The 21,285-nt window shown below is 63.0% G+C and carries 21 protein-coding genes; 8 read left to right on the top strand and 13 right to left on the bottom strand.

The features are described from left to right. Nucleotides 1–23 precede the first annotated feature (23 nt). The 3 genes from rocD to FZI91_RS03840 are packed head-to-tail and all read left to right on the top strand — an operon-like array spanning nt 24 to nt 3,653. Nucleotides 24–1,244: an ornithine--oxo-acid transaminase gene (rocD, locus tag FZI91_RS03830; protein WP_162526239.1), complete on the top strand. Its 1,221-nt coding sequence runs from the start codon at nt 24–26 to the stop codon at nt 1,242–1,244. A gap of 26 nt (nt 1,245–1,270) precedes the next feature. After that, nucleotides 1,271–2,746, top strand: a complete 1,476-nt coding sequence (locus tag FZI91_RS03835) for an APC family permease (protein ID WP_155937290.1) — start codon at nt 1,271–1,273, stop codon at nt 2,744–2,746. A 25-nt stretch (nt 2,747–2,771) separates the two neighbouring features. Continuing rightward, nucleotides 2,772–3,653, top strand: coding sequence for a universal stress protein (locus FZI91_RS03840; RefSeq protein WP_155937292.1), 882 nt, complete (start codon nt 2,772–2,774; stop codon nt 3,651–3,653). A gap of 43 nt (nt 3,654–3,696) precedes the next feature. Here the strand turns inward: FZI91_RS03840 and FZI91_RS03845 are convergent, their stop codons facing one another. Beyond that, the gene (locus FZI91_RS03845) at nt 3,697–4,518 is read right to left on the bottom strand and encodes a mycofactocin-coupled SDR family oxidoreductase (protein ID WP_155937294.1); all 822 of its coding nucleotides are present in this window, start codon (nt 4,516–4,518) and stop codon (nt 3,697–3,699) included. Between the two features lie 184 nt (nt 4,519–4,702). On the opposite strand from FZI91_RS03845, the gene FZI91_RS23800 reads away from it, so the two are divergent. Next, on the top strand, nt 4,703–4,843 hold the full coding sequence (locus FZI91_RS23800) for a hypothetical protein (RefSeq protein WP_203448837.1): 141 nt from the start codon (nt 4,703–4,705) through the stop codon (nt 4,841–4,843). 5 nt (nt 4,844–4,848) lie between these two features. Here the strand turns inward: FZI91_RS23800 and FZI91_RS03855 are convergent, their stop codons facing one another. Then, nucleotides 4,849–5,637 carry a hypothetical protein gene (locus FZI91_RS03855; RefSeq protein ID WP_155937296.1) on the bottom strand — a complete coding sequence of 263 codons (789 nt, stop codon included), beginning with the start codon at nt 5,635–5,637 and terminating at the stop codon, nt 4,849–4,851. A 249-nt stretch (nt 5,638–5,886) separates the two neighbouring features. Between FZI91_RS03855 and FZI91_RS03860 the strand changes: the two genes are divergently transcribed. Then, complete coding sequence (locus tag FZI91_RS03860; RefSeq protein ID WP_155937298.1) at nt 5,887–7,800, top strand: PE-PPE domain-containing protein; 1,914 nt, start codon at nt 5,887–5,889, stop codon at nt 7,798–7,800. 231 nt (nt 7,801–8,031) lie between these two features. Further along, nucleotides 8,032–9,381, top strand: coding sequence for an oxygenase MpaB family protein (locus FZI91_RS03865; protein WP_155937300.1), 1,350 nt, complete (start codon nt 8,032–8,034; stop codon nt 9,379–9,381). A gap of 129 nt (nt 9,382–9,510) precedes the next feature. Here the strand turns inward: FZI91_RS03865 and tuf are convergent, their stop codons facing one another. The 5 genes from tuf to FZI91_RS03890 form a co-directional block, all read right to left on the bottom strand. Then, nucleotides 9,511–10,704: an elongation factor Tu gene (gene tuf, locus FZI91_RS03870; protein WP_162526241.1), complete on the bottom strand. Its 1,194-nt coding sequence runs from the start codon at nt 10,702–10,704 to the stop codon at nt 9,511–9,513. Nucleotides 10,705–10,801: 97 nt separating this feature from the next. After that, nucleotides 10,802–12,907, bottom strand: coding sequence for an elongation factor G (gene fusA / locus FZI91_RS03875; protein WP_162526242.1), 2,106 nt, complete (start codon nt 12,905–12,907; stop codon nt 10,802–10,804). Between the two features lie 88 nt (nt 12,908–12,995). Further along, nucleotides 12,996–13,466, bottom strand: a complete 471-nt coding sequence (rpsG, locus tag FZI91_RS03880; protein WP_155937302.1) for a 30S ribosomal protein S7 — start codon at nt 13,464–13,466, stop codon at nt 12,996–12,998. Then, nucleotides 13,466–13,840, bottom strand: coding sequence for a 30S ribosomal protein S12 (gene rpsL, locus FZI91_RS03885; protein WP_155937304.1), 375 nt, complete (start codon nt 13,838–13,840; stop codon nt 13,466–13,468). The genes rpsG and rpsL overlap by 1 nt, the downstream gene beginning before the upstream one ends. Nucleotides 13,841–14,290: 450 nt before the next feature. Further along, entirely contained in the window at nt 14,291–14,899 is a 609-nt protein-coding gene (locus FZI91_RS03890; RefSeq protein ID WP_162526243.1) for a TetR/AcrR family transcriptional regulator, read from the bottom strand. A gap of 218 nt (nt 14,900–15,117) precedes the next feature. Between FZI91_RS03890 and FZI91_RS03895 the strand changes: the two genes are divergently transcribed. Then, nucleotides 15,118–15,498 (top strand): DUF3060 domain-containing protein, encoded by a 381-nt coding sequence (locus FZI91_RS03895; protein ID WP_155937809.1) that lies wholly within the window; start codon nt 15,118–15,120, stop codon nt 15,496–15,498. Between the two features lie 37 nt (nt 15,499–15,535). Beyond that, on the top strand, nt 15,536–15,988 hold the full coding sequence (locus FZI91_RS03900; protein WP_155937307.1) for a DUF3060 domain-containing protein: 453 nt from the start codon (nt 15,536–15,538) through the stop codon (nt 15,986–15,988). Between the two features lie 7 nt (nt 15,989–15,995). Here FZI91_RS03900 and FZI91_RS03905 read toward each other — a convergent pair whose 3' ends face one another. The 6 genes from FZI91_RS03905 to FZI91_RS03930 are packed head-to-tail and all read right to left on the bottom strand — an operon-like array spanning nt 15,996 to nt 21,203. Continuing rightward, on the bottom strand, nt 15,996–16,541 hold the full coding sequence (locus tag FZI91_RS03905; protein WP_155937309.1) for a DUF3558 domain-containing protein: 546 nt from the start codon (nt 16,539–16,541) through the stop codon (nt 15,996–15,998). Beyond that, on the bottom strand, nt 16,538–17,104 hold the full coding sequence (locus tag FZI91_RS03910; protein WP_162526244.1) for a DUF3558 domain-containing protein: 567 nt from the start codon (nt 17,102–17,104) through the stop codon (nt 16,538–16,540). The genes FZI91_RS03905 and FZI91_RS03910 overlap by 4 nt, the downstream gene beginning before the upstream one ends. Nucleotides 17,105–17,134: 30 nt before the next feature. After that, a complete protein-coding gene (locus tag FZI91_RS03915) occupies nt 17,135–17,902 on the bottom strand; it encodes a crotonase/enoyl-CoA hydratase family protein (protein WP_375234371.1) in 768 nt (255 codons plus the stop codon). An 8-nt stretch (nt 17,903–17,910) separates the two neighbouring features. Further along, a complete protein-coding gene (locus FZI91_RS03920) occupies nt 17,911–18,627 on the bottom strand; it encodes a PaaX family transcriptional regulator C-terminal domain-containing protein (RefSeq protein WP_155937811.1) in 717 nt (238 codons plus the stop codon). Between the two features lie 32 nt (nt 18,628–18,659). Continuing rightward, nucleotides 18,660–19,547 (bottom strand): crotonase/enoyl-CoA hydratase family protein, encoded by an 888-nt coding sequence (locus FZI91_RS03925; protein ID WP_155937311.1) that lies wholly within the window; start codon nt 19,545–19,547, stop codon nt 18,660–18,662. A gap of 21 nt (nt 19,548–19,568) precedes the next feature. Beyond that, nucleotides 19,569–21,203 carry an acyl-CoA dehydrogenase family protein gene (locus FZI91_RS03930; protein WP_155937313.1) on the bottom strand — a complete coding sequence of 545 codons (1,635 nt, stop codon included), beginning with the start codon at nt 21,201–21,203 and terminating at the stop codon, nt 19,569–19,571. Nucleotides 21,204–21,285 lie beyond the last annotated feature (82 nt).

Below are 21,285 nucleotides of genomic sequence, written 5' to 3' on the forward strand. Positions count from 1 at the left end.
AAGCACCGTCGGAGGCTCCCGGCATGTCATCCAATTCGTACAAGAGCTCCGAATTCATCGAGCTGGCCGAGCAGTACGGCGCTCACAACTATGCACCACTGCCGGTGGTCGCTCAGCGCGCAGAGGGCGCGTGGATAGTCGATGTCGAGGGGCGTCGATATCTCGACTGCCTGGCCGCGTATTCGGCGGTGAACTTCGGCCACGGAAACCCCGAAATTCTCGCGACCGCACATGCGCAGCTCGACACGGTAACCCTGGTGGGCCGGGCATTTCATTCCGACCGTCTCGGCAGGTTCTGCCGCGACCTCGCCCGGCTCTGCGGCAAGGGCATAGTGCTTCCCATGAACACCGGCGCCGAGGCGGTAGAAAGTGGAATCAAGGTCGCCCGCAAGTGGGGCACCGACATCAAGGGGATTCCTCCCGGCGAGGCCAATATTGTGGTGGCACACAACAACTTCCATGGCCGAACCATCAGCATTGTGAGCTTCTCCTCCGACGAAACGGCGCGCGGCGGATTCGGACCGTTCACGCCCGGATTCCGCATAGTCCCGTTCGGCGACACCGCTGCCCTGGCGCGAGCGATCGACGACAACACCGTGGCCGTCCTCCTCGAACCCATACAAGGCGAGGCCGGCATCGTCATTCCGCCCGATGATTACCTGCCCACGGTGCGCGAAATGTGCACTGCGAATAATGTTCTGTTCATTGCTGATGAGATCCAGTCCGGACTTGCCCGCACCGGCCGCATGTTTGCCTGCGACCACTGGAACGTGGTCCCCGACATGTACCTATTGGGCAAAGCCCTCGGCGGCGGCGTGGTTCCCGTGTCGGCCGTGGTCGCCGATACCGACGTGCTCGGCGTGCTACATCCCGGCGAGCACGGTTCCACTTTCGGCGGAAATCCGTTGGCAGCGGCCATCGGTTCGACGGTCGTGGCAATGCTGGAGCGCGGCGAGTACCAGCACCGGTCGGCCGTGCTGGGGCGGCATCTGCGTGCCCGCCTTGAGGCCCTGATCGGCCATGGTGTCACCGAAGTGCGTTCGCTGGGACTGTGGGCCGGGGTGGACATCGATCCGAAACTGGCAACCGGAAGACAAATCAGTCTGCGCATGGCAGAGTTTGGCGTCTTAGTGAAGGACACCCATGGGGCGACCCTCCGGTTCGCACCACCCCTCGTCATCACCGAGGACGAAATCGATTGGGCTGTAGACCGGTTCGCTGACGCGCTGGCCGACCCCCGCTAGATTCCGTCACGGTCACAGGAGGCACTATGGCACCCTCGTCACCCAGCCTTGCTCAACAACTGCTGCGGCGCCGTCCTACGACCGGGGCACCCACTGCCCACGGCGCCGGCGGACATCTGCGGCAGTCGATGGGAACGTTCCAACTCACCATGATCGGCGTGGGCGCCACGGTGGGCACCGGCATCTTCTTCATCTTGGCCGAGTCGGTGCCCAAGGCCGGCCCCGCGGTGATGGTCTCCTTCATGGTCGCTGGCCTCGCCGCCGGACTCGCCGCGCTCTGTTACGCCGAATTAGCCTCTGCGGTACCAGTATCGGGCTCGTCGTTCTCCTATGCGTACACCACTTTGGGCGAGCTGGCGGCGATGGGGGTGGCCGCCTGCCTGCTTCTGGAATACGGCGTATCAGCCGCGGCGGTGGCGGTGGGCTGGAGCCAGTATCTCGACAAGCTTCTGGTCAACGTCTTTGGAACTCACCTGCCGCACGCGATCAGCGCCGCACCCTGGGACCCCGTCGACCCCGGGATGCCGCATGCCTGGCTCAATCTGCCCGCGGTGTTCCTCATCGTCATGTGTGCAATCCTGCTCATCCGTGGGACAAGTGAGTCCGCACTGGTGAACACGGTCATGGTGCTGCTCAAACTCGCCGTCCTGACCGTGTTCGCGATCATCGCGTTCACCGCGTTTCAGGCGGGCAACTTCTCCGACTTCGCGCCGTTCGGCGTCAGCGGCGTCGGCGCGGCTGCCGGCACCATCTTCTTCACCTACGTCGGGCTGGACACCGTATCCACCGCAGGCGAGGAAGTGAAGGATCCACAGCGGACAATGCCGCGCGCGCTCATCGCCGCACTGCTCATCGTCACTGCCTTCTACCTGGTGGTCGCCCTCGCCGCGCTGGGTGCGCAGCCCTGGAAGGAGTTCGAGGGACAGTCCGCCGGCCTGGCCCTGATCCTGGACCATGTCACCGGAAGCACCTCTGCCAGTACGTTCCTGGCGCTGGGCGCGGTGATCTCGATCTTCTCGATCACCCTGGTGTCGATGTACGGGCAGACCCGCATTCTGTTCGCTATTGGTCGCGACGGCCTATTGCCCTCGGTCTTTGCAAAGGTCAACCCCCGCACACTGACACCGGTGAACAACACGATCATCGTCGCGGTCGTCGTGGGATTCATGGCCGCCTTCGTGCCCCTGAACAGCCTCGCGAATATGGTGTCGATCGGCACGCTCACGGCGTTCATCGTCGTATCGATCGGCGTCATGATCCTGCGCGTCCGCGAACCAGACCTGCCGCGCGCCTTCAAGGTCCCCGGCTACCCGGTCACGCCAGTCCTGTCCGTCATCGCCTGCGGTTACATCCTGTTCAGCCTGCCCGCGGTCACCTGGATTGCCTTCGGGTGCTGGGTTGCCGTGGTGCTGGCCTTCTATTTCGCATGGGGCCGGCACCACAGCGCGCTGAACGACTTACCTAGTGACCCAGCCGAATTAGTCGAGGAGCCGGTGCGATGAGCAGCTCGCGCGAAGAGCATCAGATATGACCGTCGTCGTCGGATACCTCTCGGGCAAGGGCGGCAAGGGCGCCCTGCATCTCGCTCTCGAGTCTGCTCGCGTCTTGGAGACCGCCCTGACGGTCACCACCGTGGTGCCCAAACCCTGGACCACGCTGTCGAAAGCCAAGATCGACGCCGAGTACGCCCAATGGGCACAGAAGCTATCGGACGATTCGAAGTCCGAAGCCGCCGCGTACATCGAAAAAATCGGCGCCGGAATCGATGTCACGTTCCATAACGTGGCGCACCGCTCGGTGTCCGGAGGGCTGCTGGAAGCCGTTGAGGCGTCCGACGCGGACGTCCTCGTCGTCGGCTCCGCCTCAGAAGGGAGCCTCGGGCAGGTGGTCCTGGGCTCCACCGGCGATCGCCTATTGCACTCATCCCCAGTACCCCTGGCCATCAGCCCGCGCGGCTACCGTGGCTCCAAGACCGGCACCGTCAGTCGGGTCACCTGCGGGTATCCGGGCACCGAGGATGCGGTTGACGTTGTGCACCAAGCCGTTCGGCTGACTCAGCGTCTACATGCGCCGTTGCGCGTGGCCACCTTCGCGGTGCGCGGTCGCACCATGCTGACCGCCGGAGTCGGGCCAGAAGCGGAGGACGCGGTGCTCGCCAGTTGGGTCGCCCAATCCGAGGAGGCTCTGGAAGGGCTGCGCCAGCAGGATGTCGTGGGACCCGACGTGGAGTTGAAGGTCGTCACCGGCGACAGCTGGGATGACGCCCTGGACAACGCCGAATGGCTCGATGGCGAGCTATTAGTCCTCGGCAGCCGACCACACAGCACCGTCGCCCGCGTCTTCCTCGGCTCTCGAGCAACCAAGATCGTTAGGCATAGCCCGGTGCCCGTCGTCGTGATGCCGGCCTAATCTCCCCGTCGACCAGCGGGCAGGAGCGCAAGCGACCCGGGGATTAGTAGGTCAGGTGCCCCTTGTCGACGGGCACCTGGGCTCCCGCCAACGTCCCCGACGCGTCGCTGGCCAACCACACCACCACGTCAGAAATTTCGTCGGGCTCAAGCATCTTGGTGGGCGACAATGGCATTGGCGCGATGCTCGGTAGATAATTGGGATGGTCGCCGAGAATCTTCATCATGGCGTCGCCGGTGATCATCGGTGTGGTCACCCCGTACGGGTGGATCGAGTTGACCCGAATGCCGTACTCGGCAAGTTCGATCGTCAATGACTTGGTCATGCCGGTCAGCCCGAACTTGGACGCCACGTAGGCACCGTTCCCCGGAGTGCCCTTGAGGCCCGATACCGAGCTCACGATCACGATCGAGCCACCCCTGCCGCCCTCGATCATCGTCGGCACCACGGCCTTCACCGTCTTCCAGGTGCCGGTGAGATTGGTGTCGATGACGTCTTCCCACTGCTGGTCCGGCATCTCCCAGAGCCGACCCCAGCTGAGCACTCCGGCGTTCGCAACGAGAATGTCGATGCGCCCGAATTGCGCGACGGCCTCCTCGACCACGCTCTGCAGGGCCGCGCCATTGCGGACATCGGCCTGCTCGGCGATGATCTTGCGCCCGGTCGCTTCGACAAGCCGCACCGTTTCCTTGAGGTCTTCAGGTGTGGCGGCCTCGTAGCCCGCGTACTCCGACACGGGAGCACAAGCGTCGATCGCGACGATATCCGCGCCGGCCTGTGCCAGTCGCACGGCATGCTGACGTCCCTGTCCGCGGGCCGCACCGGTCACGAAGGCCACTTTTCCAGCCAGGTGCTGATCTGCCATGTCTGTTGCTCCTTTGCAATCGAAACCAGGCTAGCAGCCCTTCTAGAACGTGTTGCAGTTCCAGGACCGCTCAGCGGGCAGAAAAGAAGCGAAAACTTCATCGAGGTCTGCCCGTGCGCGGCGATCGTCACGTCTAGCTTGCCAAGATGGCCAACAAACCTGCAATCGGTCTGGTACATAGCTTTTGGGGCGGTACGCCCATTGGGCGCACGTCACCGTCGAACTCCATCGGCGCGGATACACCTCGATCCAGCCGTCGCGAATCCACGCATCCCTGGCCTCTAAGCCGGGCGCCGTCACCGATCTCATCGAGGACGCCGCATAGTCGTCCTAGAGGTCGCCGAGGATCTCGGCACGTTTGGCGTTGTACTCGGTATCGGACACCAACGATGCCAACTTCAGGCGGTCCAGCTCGGCGAGACGGTCCGCGACTGAGGTCTTGGAGTCTGCCGTCGCGCCGACCTGCTCCGTCCTACGAAGAATCGCTTCGATCTGCTGACGGACAACGGGATTCGACCGGACATCAACCACGCTGCCGGCGCCGATACCGTTGTCTTTGAGAATCTTCATGATCTCGAACAACGGTCCGGCCTGCCCGGTGAGGTCGTACTCGCGGCCGGAGGCCGAACTGGTGAACTTGGCCGGCACTTGGCCGTTGAGCAAGGCGCTGCGCTGCCAATCGATGTCGAACTTCTCGGTTCCGGGCACCACCAGCACGACCAGCTTCCGGGCGGCAATCGTCGACACTTGGAGCACGGAAATGCGGGCGCGCGTTTCGCCACGGAAGGGGTTGATCCCCTCTCCATGGACATCCACCGTCAGCTTGATCACCGGCTGATCATTGACCGACATTCCGGTCTCCGAGGCCTCAACAACATCGGCGAGCGCAAGGATGCCGTTGACCTCCAACAGCTTACGCGCATCGTCAGTCCTGGTGAGCGCCACCGTCACGATGAACGCAATGACCACTATCGCGATGGTCACGCCGATACCCGTGTACAGCATCCAGCTCACCATCGGGTCATCGATGACGTAATACATCACGATGAAAATCGGCCCGACGATCCCGCACAAGAGCGAGAACGAGAGGATCTTCAGGAACCGTGCGGCCACGTTCATGGCGTACATCATGCTCTCCTCGCGCCGCCGATCATCGAAAACTGGCGAGGCGCCACTGAGCGTCGCTTACGCTGTCCGACTTCTGAGGGCTGGTGGAGGATCCACCTTCCAAATGACCCGCCACTGACAATGGATGAACCCTTACCGCGATAGCACTGGTCGCCGTTGTTCGACTCGGGAGTAACCTCTAGCCGATCTGCTGGCGCCACCAGCCAGAAGTTTCGGGGAGACTTACAGACGGGGTCGGCAATGTCGGGTCAGATCTATCAGCAATTGGCGCTCAGAATCACGGCAATACTCGTAGCGGCCACGCTGGTTTTCGGAGGGCTTCTACACGGCGGAGCAACCGCAATAACTCAACAGCTCAGAAGAATTAGCGCCGGTGTCGATCTGACCGGAATCACTCTAGGCCTCGGTGGCACAGGCGACGGCCAAGGCCGCACCCTTCCCTACAATTTTGGCTACTCGCCCACTTCCGAAGGACTCGCCGAAGCAGCCATCACTCTGCTGCAGGTGGTCGGTGTCCTCCCGAACCTCGGCTACAAACCGCCCGCCCATTCCGTCATTCCGGACGGCGACACGTTCAAGGTGGTCGCCTACCCAGCGACAATATTCTCGGCATCTATCTCCGAGAAGACCGGCACAGAAAACATGCTGAAGGCCATGCAAGATGTTCCCGTCGGCGAAAAGCTCACCATAGTCAGCATCTCGCAGGGCGCCATGGTTGCCGAACGCGTCAGGGCAGAGTTGGCTCGAAGGCTCGCCAACGGCGAGCAGAACGTCCCCAACCCCGAGTTCAAGATGCTCGGAAATCTCTATCGCCCAGATGGGGGCCTGCTGACCAGGTTTGCTTTCCTCTCACCATTGTCCGCGATTCTCGGCATCCCGTTCGGACGCCCCGGACCTACCGATAGCCCTTTCAAGACAACCGATTACGCGAATCAGTATGACGGGTTCGCCGACTTCCCGAAGTATGCCAATCCGCTGGCTATTGCGAATGCACTGGCGGGCATGGTAATCCAGCACGGGTGGCCGGGCTACTTCGCTGAAGATCTCAATGATCCGAATCGTGCGGAAACCACGGTTGGCAACACCACGTACGTCACGTTCCCGAAGACCCTGCCGCTGCTAGCGCCACTTCACATTCCTCTCTCTTTCATTGGCGCACAGCGCTTTGTCGACTTCATCGAACCCGTACTCAGGGTATTTGTCGAGATGGGCTACGACCGCACAGCCGATCCCAGCAAGGCGCAACAACTTCAGCTCTTCACGCCTCTCGGCAAGGTCACCGAGGCGCTGAACAAGCTACCCGCGGCAGTCGCACAGAGCCTGGAAATCCTCAAAACCGGGAAGTACACGCCGACATTGCCCAAACCGGTCGTTTCACCGGAGACTTCGACGCTTGATAAGCAATCGCCCACCGCCTCGGGTGAGACAGGGACGCTAGCCGCCGGCGAGAAGACCGAGACCGCACCAAGTCTCAAGAACGACGTCCCCGCGGTGCCCGGCTCGAAGCCATTGGCACCGACAGCAACCGTCAACGAAAACACGGCGACAAGCGGTGACAGGCCACCCGCCGATTCCAAGGCTGTAGACCAGCAGGACTCCGCGGCGACAACAACAACAGGCGACACCACCAACGGAAAGCTTTCCAGCACAGAGCCTACGGAACATTCGACCGCGGCCAAGCCGGCCGATGGTGGGACTGACAAGACCGACAAGGCGACTGCCGCGGCACCCGTCCGGGTCTCAACAACTTCCCCAAAGACTAAGACGCTGACATCACCGAAGCCCGCCACGGCGACTCCGGGCACTCAGACTGATGGTGGCGGTGCGCCGATATCAAAGTCCGAGACCGCTTCCGCGACCGGCTCCGTACGAAGTGCGGACAAGGCTGACGCGGCTTCGCCGACGGAAAAAACATCGATCTCAAGCGCTGCCACCGGTATCAAGCAGTCCGACAAGCCAACGCCTTCATCGACCATCACGGGTTCCACGTCGGAGAAGTCCGGTACATCGGCGTCGACGGCTCGTGAGAACAAGTCCTCCCCCAGCGAAAGCAAGCATGCCTCGGGATCCGAGGCGCATTCCAGCTCGACGAAGGAGTCCTCGGCTTCCAAGGAATCATCGTCGGCCAAGCACACCGAGAAGGCGGCAGCCTAGCCCGAAGCCGTTGTGGATACCTGGCGCGCGGGATCGTCTACGGCACGTTCGGCCCCCTGTAGAAGCTCAACAGGGTGACCTCGACCTACACCACGCACGACAACAACACAGCCGGGCAAGCGTCTGCCAGATCGTTCGGAATCTCCCCCTTGTGAGGGGCGGACAGGCCACCTAATATTGACAATGCACGTTGTCAATGATGTCGACGTCAACACATCAGGAGGCACCCGGATGCCCGAGCTCACCGTGGTCGACGAACCGCAGTCAGGCGATCCGCACCCATTTGACTATTACTACCGCCCGGGCATGGATTTGCGTCCAATTCCCGACGGCAAGAATGAATTCGGGTGGATCTGGCGCCACTGCCGGCACTACCTGTTTGACCCCTGGTTCGATGTCGAGGACGAGGTGACCCCGACGCCGGCAACGCGCCTCTTCGACGATCACATGTGGCAGGGCGACGAACCGATGGACGCCGTCGTGAACCTCTTTCACGAGCTCGGGTCCACGGAAGCGCGGGCACTGTTCGAACAGGCCGTCGAGTATGGCGTCGACAGCATGGACAACCCACCCGAGGCGCTGCGCGCACTGTTTGCGGACGCCTATCGCATACCGGGGTGGTGGGATCCCGCTAAGGCGGAACGTGGTCGGCTGCGGGCACGGCAGGTGACGACGGCGACGACGGCGGTCATGACGACCTTCGCGGTCTTCGATACCGTCATGAACTCGGATGTCTCAGCAGCGACCGGAGCCACCGGCCGGTTCCGCCACCAGAGCGCCCAACGGCTGGCCGAAACGAACCGCTTCTTCTCGATGATCTTCGACCGGGACGGATTGGTGCCCGGCTCCGACCAGATCAAGCTGACCATGCGGGTTCGCTTGGTGCACTCACTGGCTCGACGCGGATTGCGCAGCGCCTGGGGCGAGGACAACTTCGCTCAATACGGTGCGCCCATTTCAAATTCGTCCATGTGCGGATTCATCGAGGCGATGCTCGGAGCGCTCCTTGTCGACTATCGACTCGGAAGATCTTGCACGCTAAGGGAAATCGATGACGTGTGGCATTACCTGCTGCGGTGGGCTTTGATGTTCGGCGTCACCGAGGATCTGCTGCCCAGGACCGGCATCGACGCCATGCGCAATCTTGACTATCTGCTGGCACGCTCCGGAGATGCCGCCCGGTGGCGCGTCGAGCTGATCGAAGCGCTGGCCACCGGAATGGCCGGCGCGCAAACGGGTCCCGTGCGGCGTGCCTTCGCGGAGGTGCTGGCCGGCCCCGGCTCGATGCTCATGGGACCGGCGGCCATGGATGAATTCTTCCGCGACACCACCTTTGAAGGGGTCAATCATCGGCTGTCGGGCCGGCTGTTCACCGCGGCGGCGATGCTCAACGCGAACGCCACCGCGATCCTCGATCGCCTCCCCGGTTCCGGTCTCGTACGTCGACAGATGGACGCCCTACTACCCAATCCCAGTGTGGTGCAGAATCTTCTGTCCGAGCGGATCGAGAAGCGCGGGAAGGTGACCTCGACGTACACGATGCACGACAAGAACACCTCCGGGCACGCGTTCGCCCGCTGACCCCGCAGTCGAGTGGGAATCTCACGAGGTAAATCGGAATGAACCCCTCGCCGAATTCCCACTCGGTCAAGGAAATACGAAAACGGCGCCCACCCCGAAGGGTGAGCGCCGCTCTCAGCAGAACTTAGATCACTTGTGGATCTTGGTAACCCGGCCGGCGCCGACGGTGCGGCCACCTTCACGGATTGCGAAACGCAGGCCCTCGTCCATGGCCACCGGCTGGATCAGCTTGACGGAGATGTCGGTGTTGTCACCGGGCATAACCATCTCGGTGCCCTCGGGCAGTGTCACCACACCGGTTACGTCCGTGGTGCGGAAGTAGAACTGCGGGCGGTAGTTGTTGAAGAACGGCGTGTGACGGCCGCCCTCGTCCTTGGACAGGATGTAGACGCTGCCGTCGAACTCGGTGTGCGGGGTGGTGGTGCCGGGCTTGACCACAACCTGGCCACGCTCGACATCCTCACGCTTCACACCACGAACCAGCAGACCGACGTTGTCGCCTGCCTGGCCCTGATCGAGCAGCTTGCGGAACATCTCGACACCGGTGACCGTGGTCTTGGTGACGGTGTCCTTGATGCCGACGATCTCGACATCCTCGTTCACGTTGATCACGCCACGCTCGACGCGACCGGTCACCACGGTGCCACGACCGGTGATGGTGAACACGTCCTCGACGGGCATCAGGAACGGCTTGTCGGTCTCGCGGACCGGGTCCGGGATCGACTCGTCAACCGCGTCCATCAGGTCGGCAACGGTCTTGGCCCACTCGGCGTCGCCCTCGAGCGCCTTGAGCGCCGAGACACGAACCACGGGAGCGTTGTCGCCGTCGAACTCCTGGCTGCTCAGCAGCTCCCGAACCTCCAGCTCGACGAGCTCGAGGAGCTCTTCGTCGTCCACCATGTCGGACTTGTTCAGCGCGACGAGGATGTAAGGAACACCCACCTGGCGGGCGAGCAGCACGTGCTCACGGGTCTGCGGCATCGGGCCGTCAGTTGCGGCAACCACCAAGATCGCGCCGTCCATCTGGGCGGCACCGGTGATCATGTTCTTGATGTAGTCGGCGTGACCGGGGGCGTCGACGTGCGCGTAGTGACGCTTCTCGGTCTGGTACTCCACGTGCGAGATGTTGATCGTGATACCACGAGCCTTCTCTTCGGGAGCGTTGTCGATCTGGTCGAAGGCTGACGCCTCGTTCAGAGTGGGGTACTTATCGTGCAGCACCTTGGTGATCGCTGCGGTGAGAGTGGTCTTGCCGTGGTCAACGTGACCGATGGTCCCGATGTTGACGTGCGGCTTCGTCCGCTCGAACTTCGCCTTCGCCACTGTTGTGTCCTCCTGGACTTTCTGTTGCGTCTGAGACTTTCCCAGCCGCAAGGGTTTTCACTTTGGCTTTGCGCCTAAGCGCGGTGCTCCGGCGGACTTATTCGCCCGTTGCCTTTGCGATGATCTCCTTCGACACGTTCGCCGGAACTTCGGCGTACGAGTCAAACACCATGGAGTAGTTAGCCCGACCCTGAGTCTTCGACCGAAGGTCGCCGACGTAGCCGAACATCTCCGACAGCGGAACCTGTGCCTTGACGACACGAGCACCGCTGCGCTCCTCCATAGCCTGGATCTGGCCACGGCGGGAGTTGAGGTCGCCGATCACGTCACCCATGTAGTCCTCGGGTGTGGTGACCTCGACAGCCATGATGGGCTCCAGGATGACCGGCTGTGCTTGCCCGGCAGCCTTTTTGAATGCCTGGGAACCCGCGATCTTGAAGGCCATTTCCGACGAGTCGACGTCGTGGTAAGCACCGTCGATCAGTGTCACCTTGACGTTCACCAGCGGATAGCCGGCCAGGATGCCGTACTGCATGGCGTCCTGCGCACCGGCATCCACCGATGGGATGTACTCGCGCGGGATGCGGCCACCGGTGACCTTGTTGTCGAACTCGTAGGTGGCGCCGTCCTCGGCGTCCACCAGTGGCTCGATGGCGATGATCACCTTCGCGAACTGTCCCGAACCACCCGTCTGCTTCTTGTGGGTGAACTCGACCTTGTCGACCTTCCGGCGGATGGTTTCGCGGTAGGCCACCTGCGGCTTGCCAACATTCGCCTCGACCTTGAATTCGCGGCGCATGCGGTCCACCAGGATGTCCAGGTGCAGCTCGCCCATGCCACCGATGATGGTCTGGCCGGTCTCGTCATCCTGCTTGACCTTGAAGGTGGGGTCCTCTTCGGCGAGCTTCTGGATCGCGGTGCCCAGCTTTTCCTGGTCACTCTTGGTCTTGGGCTCGATGGCCACCTGGATCACCGGATCCGGGAAGGTCATGGATTCCAGCACGATCTGGTTGCTCGGGTCGCACAGGGTGTCACCGGTGGTGGTGTCCTTGAGACCGATCGCGGCATAGATATGACCCGCCGAGGCCGAGTCCACTGGGTTTTCTTTGTTGGAGTGCATCTGGAACAGCTTGCCCAGCCGCTCCTTCTTGCCCTTGGTGGAGTTGACCACCTGGGTGCCCGAGTCGACCTTGCCCGAGTACACGCGGATGTAGATCAGCTTGCCGAAGAACGGGTGGGTGGCCACCTTGAACGCCAGCGCACTGAACGGCTCGTCGGTAGACGGCTTGCGCTGGATCAGCTCTTCCTCGTTGCCGGGGACGTGGCCGGTGACCGACTCAACGTCCAGCGGCGAGGGCAGGTAGTCGATGACGGCGTCCAGCATGGGCTGCACACCCTTGTTCTTGAACGCACTGCCACACAGCACTGGGTAGGCCTCGGAGGTGAGCACCAGCTTGCGGATCGCACCCTTGATCTCGGCGATCGTCAGCTCTTCGCCGCCAAAATACTTCTCCAGCAGCGCCTCATCGGTTTCCGCGACGGCTTCGAGCAGGGCGGCACGGTACTCGGCTGCCTTCTCGGCCAGATCCGCAGGGATCTCGACGGTCTCGTAGCTCTCACCGAGCTTGGTCTCGCCGCGCCACACCTTGGCGTTCATCTCAACCAGGTCGATGATGCCTTCGAAATCGTTCTCGGCACCGATCGGCAGCTGGATAGGCAGCGCGCGGGCACCGAGGCGATCCTCGATGGTCTTCACCGTGAAGTAGAAGTCGGCGCCGAGCTTGTCCATCTTGTTGACGAAGCAGATACGCGGCACGTCGTAGCGGTCGGCCTGACGCCACACCTGCTCGGATTGCGGCTCCACACCCTCTTTACCGTCAAAAACGGCTACGGCACCGTCGAGCACGCGCAGGTTGCGCTCCACCTCGACCGTGAAGTCGACGTGTCCCGGCGTGTCGATGATGTTGAGCTGGTTGTCTTTCCAGTACGCGGTCGTCGCGGCCGACGTAATGGTGATGCCGCGCTCCTGCTCCTGCTCCATCCAGTCCATGGTGGCGGCGCCATCGTGGACTTCACCGATCTTGTAGGTGATACCGGTGTAGAAGAGGATGCGTTCGGTCGTGGTGGTCTTGCCGGCATCGATGTGGGCCATGATGCCGAAGTTGCGGACCTTGTTCAGGTCGGTCAGCACTTCCTGTGCCACAGAAGTTTCCGCTCTTTCGCTTCGAATTTAGGAAGGGTGCCACTGGACGAACTGGGCGGGCCCGGCCCATTAGGCGAGGCCCGTCAGATCACCAGCGGTAGTGCGCGAACGCCCGGTTGGCCTCGGCCATCTTGTGGACATCCTCGCGACGCTTCACCGCAGCGCCCAGACCATTGCTGGCGTCCAGGATCTCGTTCGCCAGACGCTCGATCATCGTCTTTTCGCGACGTGCCCGCGAGAAGCTCACCAACCAGCGCAGTGCCAGCGTGGTGGAGCGATCGGGGCGAACCTCAACCGGCACCTGGTAGGTGGCGCCACCAACGCGGCGGCTACGCACCTCAAGGGCGGGCTTGACGTTGTCCATGGCGCGCTTCAGGGTGACAACCGGATCGGTGCCGGTCTTGTCACGGGCCTGCTCCAGGGCGCCGTACACGATGCGCTCGGCGATGGACTTCTTGCCATCAAGCAGCACCTTGTTGACGAGCTGGGTCACCAGCTGAGAGCTGTAGACCGGGTCATTGACCAGGGGGCGCGACGGCGCGGGACCCTTACGTGGCATTAGCTCTTCTCCTTCTTGGCGCCGTACTTGCTCCGGGCCTGCTTGCGACTCTTGACGCCCTGGGTGTCCAGGGACCCGCGAATGATCTTGTAGCGCACACCGGGGAGGTCCTTCACACGACCACCGCGCACGAGCACCATCGAGTGCTCCTGCAGGTTGTGACCCTCACCCGGGATGTACGCGGTGACCTCCACCGCGCTGGTCAGCCGCACACGGGCCACCTTCCGCAGCGCCGAGTTCGGCTTCTTCGGGGTGGTGGTGTAGACGCGGGTGCAGACGCCACGGCGCTGCGGGCTGCCCTTAAGGGCCGCAGTCTTCATCTTGGCGATCTTGTCCCGGCGACCCTTTCGGACCAGCTGGTTGATGGTTGGCATGTACCGGCTTTCTGTCTCTAGCTACTACTGGGCTCTAGCACTACGAGCCCGTCTAAAGGCCCTGTTTCCTGCGGTTTTCGCCCGAATCGGTATCCCGAGGCCGGGCGTGTCGCACGCGCCGCGGCTGCGAAGAAAACTCCTTCACCCTCTGGGCATGCGAATTGACCTGGCGCCTTATTTGACCCCCATTGGGCTTCCAGCGGTGGCCATTGGCCAGGCACAGCGCCCTACCATACCAGGGCTGATCACAGTGAGACAAACTCGCCTACCAGCGACAAAGCGCAGGTCATCGGGCGACTCGTCAATGCGCGGGCAACATACCCGACTGAGCAGCGCCGCTCGTGGGTCAGGCGCTCATCGAGACCCTCTGCTCTTCGCTCAGGCGCTCATCGAGACCCTCTGCTCTTCGCTCAGGCGCTCATCGAGACCCTCTGCTCTTCGCTCAGGCGCTCATCGACGCTCGGCGAGACCCGACGCGAACCGGTGCACCATCTCCGTGAAGGCCATATCGGGGTCAATCTCGATACCCCCCATGAAGCCCGTCATCTCCAACATCACGAAGCCGTGCATTGCGGCCCACAACTCAACGCCGGCGTGGAATGCGGTGTCCTCGTTAAGCCCGTAAACACCGATGACGTCAATCGCCGGCTTGGCCAGCTCGCGAACGTCGATCACCGGTCCGTTCGCGTCATCTAGGAACGGCATGCGGGTGAGCGCGGCATATCTACCGGGGTGATGCCGCGCGTAGCTGCGGTAGGCGCCGGCCATGGCCAGAATCGCATCCTCGCCGGTACGACCCGAGCTCACGGTGTGCAGCATGCCGACAATCTCTGCCAGCACCCGGTCGCGCACCTCTTTACGCAAGTCATCGAGGCTGTCCACGTGGTTATAGAGCGACGGTCCCTTGGTTCCCAGTTCGACCGCCAACGCGTTGATGGTTAACGCGTCCCAGCCCGCCCGGTCCAAGAAGGACAATGCCGCATTGACGACGGCTTCGCGGTTGAGCCGCGTCGCCCGCGCAGGGTTTCTACGGTGCGCGGCTGCGGGCTCGGTCGTCACGTGTGGCCGCCTTCTGGAGTGAGTCGTTCTAGTTCGTTGCAATCTGGTGCGGCCGCCTGAGCAGACGGCCTGCCATGACCCTATCTCCCCCGTCGCCACCTTTGTCTTTGTCGGCCTATCAGGCCTGTCGCGACAACGCGTGGCCTATCCTCATCTGGTGATCGGGACCCGGGTATGGCGCTGAAATGACACACGTTCTAGTTTCCGCTGCGCAGAAGCTGTTGGTGGCCGTCATGGTGACCGCGGGCATCGTGGCCTTGACGAGCTCGCCCGCTGTTCGTTCGACGCTGGCCGACAACATTCGGCTGACGAGGAACGGTGACACCCACATCACCCAGTACGGCCTCACCACCACTATCGATTGCGGCGATGCCACGGTGTTCGTGAACGGATCGCAGAATGTCATCACCACCGTCGGCAGCTGCTACGCCATCTCGGTGCAGGGCTCGTCGAACACGATCATCGCCGACAACGTCGTCAACGACATCACCGTGTACGGCTTCAACCAGAAGGTGCTCTACAAGTCCGGCGACCCGGCGGTCATCGATCGCGGGCGCGAGCTGGGCATGATGAATTTCATCGACCGCATTCCTGGCTGACCCCACCCCGTCGACACATCCCGGGATAATGAGCACCATGTCCCGCAACCGTGTTGCCCCCGCGGCAGTCCTCGCCATCGCCGCCACCACCCTTTGGCTGGCCGGCTGCGGCGTTATCAAACCGGGTTCGAGTAACCCGACACCCGGCACGTGGACGCCCCCGACGAGCTCGAGCTCATCGACGTCTAGCACTCCGACCTCCGCCAAGGTCAATTTCGGCGACGAGACGGTTATCGGGTACTTCGGCCAGACCACGACAGCTGCCTGCGAGGAAGGCAAGCGCCTAAACATCACCGGTGCCAACAACACGCTGACTGTCACCGGTCCATGCGACAAGGTCACCGTCTCGGGCTTCTCGAACACGATCACATTCGACGAGCTGAAGACGGATGTGACGGTCACCGGTTACGGCAACAAGCTCACCTACAAGACCGGCGAGCCGAAGGTCACCAACACCGGCAGTAACAACACTGTCGAGAAGGTCTCCTAGACCCGTCTCACAGCACCGTTTGCACGATGTGTTCGACCAGCTGCCGAGCCGCCGCACAGCTATCGCCGCCCTTGCGGTACTGAACCCACCACGTCAACGACCCGGTCCCGGCCGGAACAGTGACACCACAGCCCGCGCCACCGGGTCCGGTGCTGGTGAATCCCTTGCGGCCGTTGATCGTAATGTCGTCGGTTTTCTGGCCCATCCCGGCGGCGGCGGTGCGGTCGCGGTCGACATCACCGCCTTCGTAATAGGCGTACAACAGGTCGATGAGATTTCCGGCATCGTCGGCGGCGACCCAATAGCACAGTGCCCCAAAGAAATTCTGGTAGATCTGGGCCGCCTTGACGGTCTCGACGATGGTCTTTTCGTCGAGCGGTCCGCACTGCCCGTTGGCGAATCCGTACGGATCCAGCTTGCTGTTCTCGCCCCGCTCACTGGCGTTCAGACTCTCGCCCGGGGTGACAGCGGTGCCGTCCACGGCCCGTGCGCAGCCGGTCGGCCCAACCAGCAGTACGGCGACCGCGGCCAGCCCGACGACAATTCTCTTCATTGCTTGCCCACCTTGTCGAGCAGCGAGTCCATGAGGGTCTCAACGGCCTTGCACGGTTCGTTCTTGGCAGACCCGGATTGCAGGGACCAATGCAGGAAGTCCGGGCCCGATCCGGCGGACAACTCGCACAGTCCGACATTGCTGACCCTGTAGCCCGGATAGGACTTGGTAGTCACCGATTCGACCGTGTGCCCGAGATTCTTTGCGACCGACGCCTCTTTCTGCGCCGCGCTCCCCCGGTACCAGTACAGCGAAACGGAGGTGTCCCCGTTACCGGGTCCCGTGGACCAGCGGCAGCCGAGCAGGCTGTCCACATCACGTTTGAGTCCCGGATTACCCACTGCCGCAGTTACTTCCGCATCCGTCATGCCGCCGCAGTCGCCGAGTTTGAACCCCTTACCAGGCCCGTTGTTCACCTCGGGAACCGTGGCCACCTGCGCATCGGGCGATCCGCCGCTGTCATCGCCGTCGGACGATGACGACCTCGGCGAGCATCCCGCCAACACCACGGCGGCCACGATCAGTGCCGTCACCGGGACAATCCGCACACTCACGGTGTCCACAGTACGTCCGGATTCGGTCTACGCGGCGCATCAAACTCCGGCGCCATGGCGTCCAGCACCCGCCGCGAACCGCCCGGCGCCCTCGAGCGCCTCGGCGGCGACCCGCTCGATGCTGCCAAACTCGTTGTCCAGTGCCGCTTCCTCAGTCATGCCCCATTGAGCAAGGGCCGAATCCCGATCGGCCCGCACACACTGCTGCGGGAACGCCGCGATCTCGGCGGCGAGGGTTTCCGCCGCTATCCGGGCGTGACCATGGGGAACCACCCGGTTGGCCAGCCCGATATCCAGGGCCTCATTCGCCGTAACGGGACGTCCGGTGAGGATGAGGTCCATGGCACGCGAGTGTCCGATCAGCCGAGGCAGCCTGATCGTTCCGCCGTCGATGAGCGGCACGCCCCAGCGCCGACAGAACACGCCGAGCACCGCGTCCTCCTCGACGACGCGCAGGTCGCACCACAGCGCCAGTTCGATCCCGCCCGCGACCGCATGCCCCGATACTGCCGCGATCACCGGTTTGGACAGCCGGAGCCGGGACGGGCCCATCGGGCCGGGGCCATGCGGGTGCAGTTCATTCCCACGGTCCGAGCCCATGGCCTTCAGATCTGCTCCCGCACAGAATGTTCCGTTGTCACCCCACAACACCGCCACGGACGCTTCGGGATCGGCATCGAATTCGGTGAACGCCGCCAACAGAGCCGCCGCGGTGGGGCCGTCGACGGCGTTACGCGCATGGGGCCTGTTGAGGATGACCGTCGTCACCGGCCCATTCTTTTCGACTCGAACGGCATATTCACTCACGGGTTCGTTCACAGGGGAACCTCCTCCATCTCAGCGGTATCACGCAGTGCCACCACCTCGTTCTTGAATTCCCGGTAGCGGGAGCGTATTTCGTCCGCGGGCCAATCCGGCGGCAACAATTCGTCCGGTAGCACAGGGTCGGCCAGCAGATGCCGCACCATAGCCGCCGCCAAGACGAATCGCGCCGGTATCGCGTTGGACTGGTCCCACCACTGCAACAGCGCCGTCGCATACGTGGACCACCCAGGCAGGTCCCACAACTGGACGGCCAGCGCCTCGGGGTCATCGGTTCGGGTACGCAGAACCCACACATGGTCGGTGACCGACGGCGGCAGATCGATCTCCAAGTTGTCCGGACGCAACCACACGCCCTCACGCAGTTCGCCGAAACGCCTTTGTCGCAGCGTTGTCCGCAGATCGTTGCGGTCGCGTGCATCGCGTCCGACGCTGGTGACCACCAACTGTGTCCAGTCGCCTCCCCAGGATCGGCGATGCGGATCGCAGGCCTCGTCCTGACGAAGTTGGCGGGCCTGCAGTCGTTCGGCGAGCCGATATCCCATATCGGTTCGCGTCAGGTCACCGGCGGACACCATGCGGGTCAACGCCACTCGCACCGTGGTGTCGCCTATCCCGAAGAGGGTTGTCACTGCCCGGATTTCTCGTACCGATAGTTCGGCGGGGTGCGCACCCAGCAGGAGGCTCAGGATGACCGAGCGTGCGGTCATCGGGTGGTGATCGACCGGGTTCTCGGGCATCGCTACAGATCGGTGGGACGGCGGCCGTAGTCACCGAACGGCTCGTCGCGATGCCGGACCGCCTGCCGGTAACCGTTCTGGATGGCATCCGTGGTGAATGCGTGTGCCTCCGCGGTATGCCGGGAAATGCCGTCGAAAACCGTTCCGACCATGGCGCTGTTGGCGATTCCCTGATTGATCAGCACCGAGTTGCAGGCGAGTTTGATCATCATCAACTGGTTCAGCGGCATCGCCGCGATGCGCGCCACCAGCCGCTCGGTGCGCTCATCGAGGTCTTCGGGTTCCGGCGCCTCGACCGCTAGGCCCCATTCGTACGCTTGCTTACCCGAGAGGCAATCACCGGTGAGCAGTAGACGTTTCGCACGCTGGTCACCGAGCTTGTGCGCCCACAGTCCGGTGGCCGGCACCCCCCATACCCGGGTGGGCGGGTACCCGATCTTGGCGTCGGCGGCGACGATGAGCTGATCGGCGTGTAATGCGATATCCGTACCACCGGCCACGCAGTATCCGTGCGCCTTCACCACGGTCGGTTTGTTGGCGTGCAGTAGAGAGGAGAACCCGCGCGTGAATCGGCTCATCATCTGGTAGTCCAGCATGGGATCCCAGTTGATGTTCGGCAGATGGTTGCGCAGCTGCATCTGACCGTCCAGGGCCGTGCCCGAATACTGTGCCGAACCTTCGTCGTTCGCCTCGGCGTAGGCGCTCAGGTCAAAGCCGCCGCAGAATCCGTCTCCGCGACCCGATACCAGAATGACGTGCACCTGAGGGTCCAGGTCGGCGCGTTCCACCAGCGCGGCGAGCTCCAACGGGGTTTCGGCGATGATGGCGTTGCCCTGCTCGGGCCGGTTGAAGGTGATGCGCGCAATTCGATCGGTGACCTCGTAGGTCATCGTCTTCAGGGTATCCACCGGTTAGCTGCCTGCCTTGACGGTTGCCCGCTCCAGAATCGGTGAAAGATCCAATCCCGTTGGTAGAGTTCCGAATGCACCGCCCCAGTTGCCGGCCAGCCGAGTCGCCAGGAAAGCCTGAGCGACCGCCGGATGCCCGTGGCGCACCAACAGCGCCCCCTGCAGCGCGAGGCAGATGTCCTCGGCGACCTTGCGAGCACGGTAGGTGACCGACTCCAGATCGCTGAGCTGCGACTGCAATCCGTTGATGTGGCGGTCCAGTCGCTCATCCTGCCCCTGGGCGAGCGCAAGCTCCTTGAACAGCACCTCAACGCATTCGGGTTTGGTGGCCATCGCCCGCAAAGTGTCCAGTGCACTCACGTTCCCGGACCCCTCCCAAATGCCCATCAGCGGGGCCTCGCGGTACAGGCGAGGCAGTCCCGAGTCCTCTACGTACCCGTTGCCGCCCAGACATTCCATGGCTTCGCCGGCATGCGGAGTGGCGCGCTTGCACACCCAATACTTGCTGGCGGCTAACCCGATGCGTCGCAATAGCGATTCCGTCTCGTCGCCGCGGGTGGCGCGGTCGGTGGCACCGGCCATCCGCATGGCCACCATGGTGGCGGCTTCCGCTTCTATCGCGAGGTCCGCGAGCACGTTACGCATGAGCGGCTGATCGATGAGGTACTCGCCGAATGCCTTGCGGTGCTGAGCATGATGCATCGCCAGCGCCACACCCGCGCGCATGCTGGTGGCTGACCCGAGGGTGCAGTCCAGGCGCGTCATGTTGACCATCTCGATGATGGTCTTGACACCGCGTCCCTCCTCGCCGACCAGCCAGGCCGTGGCACCGTCGTACTCGACTTCCGAAGAAGCGTTCGAGTGGTTGCCAAGCTTGTCTTTCAGGCGCTGCAGCTGCATCCGATTACGAGTGCCGTCTGGAAGCACTCGCGGCAGGAAGAAGCACGACAATCCGGTGGGCGCCTGCGCCAGTACCAGGAAGACATCGCACATCGGCGCCGAGGTAAACCATTTGTGGCCAACCAGGGTGTAGCTACCGTCCGCGTTTGGAGTGGCGGTGGTGGTACCCGCGCGCACATCCGAGCCACCCTGTTTCTCCGTCATCGACATGCCCGCCGTCAGCCCCGCCTTGGTTGTGGGCACTCGCAGCTCCGGGTCGTATTCGCGGCTGGACAGCAGCGGCTCGTAGATCGCCGCCAGTTCGGGGTTTGCACGCAACGCCGGCACCACCGCGTAGGTCATCGAGATCGGACACATGTGACCGGGATCGGCAGTCCACACGCCGGTTTTTGCGGCACGGACGACATGGGCACCAGGGCGCTCATCGCCCCACGGCGCTCCGTGCAACCCGTGGGCGACCGCCTCGCGCATGAGGTCGTGGTAGGCGGGATCGAACTCGATTTCGTCGATGCGGTGACCCCAACGGTCATGCGTGTGCAGCACCGGCCGATTCCGGTTGGCCAGCTCGCCGGCACGCTGCATCCGGTCGGTGCCGTTGAGCGCACCCACCTCGAGGACCTCGTCGACGCCCCACTGACCGCCCTCGCGGATGAGCGCTTCCATCAGCACGGGGCTGCTCGCGGCGTTGTAGTCGCGCAGCGCAGGAACCTGATTAGTGACGACATGCGTATCGGCCATGCGTCCAGTGTTACAGATTTTTGACAGTTGGACAAGATCTGTTCCTTCGCGATTTCAGCGCATTGTTGTGCGCCCAACGCAC

The organism is Mycobacteroides sp. CBMA 271, assembly GCF_009729205.1.
Taxonomy (GTDB): domain Bacteria; phylum Actinomycetota; class Actinomycetes; order Mycobacteriales; family Mycobacteriaceae; genus Mycobacterium.

Bases quoted from the DNA above. Each gene is read 5' to 3' on its own strand.
- rocD (WP_162526239.1), top strand. From the start codon at position 24: ATGTCATCCAATTCGTACAAGAGCTCCGAATTCATCGAGCTGGCCGAG.
- FZI91_RS03925 (WP_155937311.1), bottom strand. From the start codon at position 19,547: ATGACCTACGAGGTCACCGATCGAATTGCGCGCATCACCTTCAACCGG.
- rpsG (WP_155937302.1), bottom strand. From the start codon at position 13,466: ATGCCACGTAAGGGTCCCGCGCCGTCGCGCCCCCTGGTCAATGACCCG.
- FZI91_RS03865 (WP_155937300.1), top strand. From the start codon at position 8,032: ATGCCCGAGCTCACCGTGGTCGACGAACCGCAGTCAGGCGATCCGCAC.
- rpsL (WP_155937304.1), bottom strand. From the start codon at position 13,840: ATGCCAACCATCAACCAGCTGGTCCGAAAGGGTCGCCGGGACAAGATC.
- FZI91_RS03845 (WP_155937294.1), bottom strand. From the start codon at position 4,518: ATGGCAGATCAGCACCTGGCTGGAAAAGTGGCCTTCGTGACCGGTGCG.
- FZI91_RS03900 (WP_155937307.1), top strand. From the start codon at position 15,536: ATGTCCCGCAACCGTGTTGCCCCCGCGGCAGTCCTCGCCATCGCCGCC.
- FZI91_RS03860 (WP_155937298.1), top strand. From the start codon at position 5,887: ATGTCGGGTCAGATCTATCAGCAATTGGCGCTCAGAATCACGGCAATA.
- FZI91_RS03840 (WP_155937292.1), top strand. From the start codon at position 2,772: ATGACCGTCGTCGTCGGATACCTCTCGGGCAAGGGCGGCAAGGGCGCC.
- FZI91_RS03905 (WP_155937309.1), bottom strand. From the start codon at position 16,541: ATGAAGAGAATTGTCGTCGGGCTGGCCGCGGTCGCCGTACTGCTGGTT.
- FZI91_RS03855 (WP_155937296.1), bottom strand. From the start codon at position 5,637: ATGAACGTGGCCGCACGGTTCCTGAAGATCCTCTCGTTCTCGCTCTTG.
- FZI91_RS03835 (WP_155937290.1), top strand. From the start codon at position 1,271: ATGGCACCCTCGTCACCCAGCCTTGCTCAACAACTGCTGCGGCGCCGT.
- FZI91_RS03920 (WP_155937811.1), bottom strand. From the start codon at position 18,627: ATGACCGCACGCTCGGTCATCCTGAGCCTCCTGCTGGGTGCGCACCCC.
- FZI91_RS03930 (WP_155937313.1), bottom strand. From the start codon at position 21,203: ATGGCCGATACGCATGTCGTCACTAATCAGGTTCCTGCGCTGCGCGAC.